General features: G+C 42.5%; 2 protein-coding genes. Both read right to left on the reverse strand.

Annotated features, from left to right (window positions below; genetic code table 11):
- A partial coding sequence (locus ACEYW6_RS36045; protein ID WP_412983581.1) for a site-specific integrase occupies positions 1 to 313 on the reverse strand: 313 nt, incomplete at its 3' end.
- A gap of 873 nt (positions 314 to 1,186) precedes the next feature.
- A partial coding sequence (locus ACEYW6_RS36050; RefSeq protein ID WP_412983582.1) for an ATP-dependent DNA helicase occupies positions 1,187 to 2,131 on the reverse strand: 945 nt, incomplete at its 5' end.

The raw sequence follows: 2,131 nt of genomic DNA on the forward strand, positions 1-2,131 counted from the left end.
CATTAAAAGGGAGATATCCAATTTTATGAGCGAAACTAATCAAGCTTTTAGCACAAGCTATGTATATCCGCTTTGTGCTTTCGGCATTGCCCCCAAAAGAACTAGCGTATTCTACCAAGTCTTCATAAGTCACTTTTTTGAGCGGCTTGTCCAGAAAATCCAGAAATCGCCTAGTGTATCGCTGGTAAGCCCGAATAGAAGACGACGCTTTTCCCTCCAGCCACAGCGCAATCAACTTCGCCTCCGCCTGCGCTACTGGCAAGGAAGCGATCGCCTTTCTATGGGCTGTTATGTGGACAAGAGAGAGTGTCATTTTTATTACTCCCTTAATAATCAGACACAATGGTAGTTTCGTCTGGTTTTATAGTGTCTGATTTTTATTGTCCTTTAAAATGGGCGTTTCAACTCATCCTCAAGCGAATGAAAATTTCTCGATTTTTGCGTATAGTACACCTCTAATACTGAGGAGCGTGACAAACGCAATACTGTTATGCAATTGTTCAGCAGGGTATTTATTTTGAAAAGCCTAAAAAGAGGTGAAAAAAATAAACTAAAAATGACTTTATAGTTAATAAATGATATAAAAGGTCAAAGAGCGTCCTCCAAAGTTTATTTACGCCGCAGCGTACTGCTTTTTAAGCGCTATCACGCCATAAAACTATAGAGTCATTTTTAGTTTATTTTTTGAGAGTGGTTTGATTGCTTTGTGTTTAAGACACTTTTTTCTAGAACCGCAAACGGGAGCTAGAGAAGTAGTTTCTCAAGAATTGCCAAGGCACTTACCAGTAATGAAATGCCCCGCCGTCGCTTACCAGACACGGGGCGAAAGCACGAGTAATGAGTAATGAGTAAGAAGTTTTGGCTCTTCAGTTCCTTTTATGGAGCCGAATAATAAATAAAATCTAATCAGAGTCTATGTTCCTTGATGTGACTGGATTTTAAGTTTTTGAGCCTTTCTACAAAACTGCTATTTTAATGCCTCACCATAAAACCAACGCAAGAGCCGAAGTTTTTACTCATTACTCATTACTCATTACTCATTACTCATTACTCATTACTCATTACTTCTCTTCTGCTCCATCAAACGCCTTGAGAAGAGTGAGAAATGCGGGCTAGCTACTTCTTGTCTCACTCTTGATTGAGAGCAACAACCGCAAGACGGGTGAAATTGTTAAGTTGAACATTTCTAAATTGCAATCGTCGGGTGCAAAAAAGCGCTTTCCAACCGCTGCTGTAATCGCGTATATCGCAGTTGGCCGTCACTAGAACGCAAAGCCTTGGATATCGCTTTCTTGGAACCAACGACAATCGCTAACTGGTTGGCACAAGTTAATGCTGTGTACAACTGTTTACGAGACAACATATAAGGCTGCGTATAAATTGGCAGAATTACTACCGGATATTCTGAACCCTGGCTTTGATGAATGGTGAGGGCCCAGGCGAGGGCAATTTGATTTAAGTCTGCTCTGGTTCTAACGACAGTATGCTTACCATACTGTACAGTAACTTCCATCTCTTCAAGATCAATGGCCTTGATAATTCCGAAGTCGCCGTTAAAAATTTCGTGATTATAATCATTAGTCAGTTGAATGATCCGATCGCCTTCTCGTAATAAATTCCCGCCACTGGTAATCTCTACTTTGTCGGGACTGGGCGGATTAATCAACTGCTGCAATACGGTATTGAGGTTACGAGTCCCAAGCAAACCCCGCGAGGTGGGGCAAAGCACTTGCACATCAGTAGCTCGATTGTAACCCAGGTGGGGAATCAAGTCTGTAATGATTTCGGATATTGCTTTAACACCATGTTTGGGGTGATGACTGCCGCCGTGCCACAGACACTCAGACACAGGATTATCGGAAATCGGTTCAATTGTGGGAAACTGGCTTCGGTTAATTTGGTGAGCAGCGGTGATAATTGCGCTCTGTTGGGCTTGCCTAAATACCTTGGTCAACCGCACCACTGGGACGTGACCAGAATTAATCAAGTCAGCAAGGACTTGACCAGGACCCACAGAGGGTAACTGGTCAATGTCACCCACTAGGAGTAGTTGAGAACCGTATTGTATCGCCTTTACCAAAGAAGATGCCAGAAACAAATCAAGCATACTAGCTTCTAGCGCGACAATTGC

The sequence above is a fragment of the Nostoc sp. UIC 10607 genome, from assembly GCF_047228265.1.
GTDB classification, from domain to species: Bacteria; Cyanobacteriota; Cyanobacteriia; order Cyanobacteriales; family Nostocaceae; genus Nostoc; species Nostoc foliaceum_A.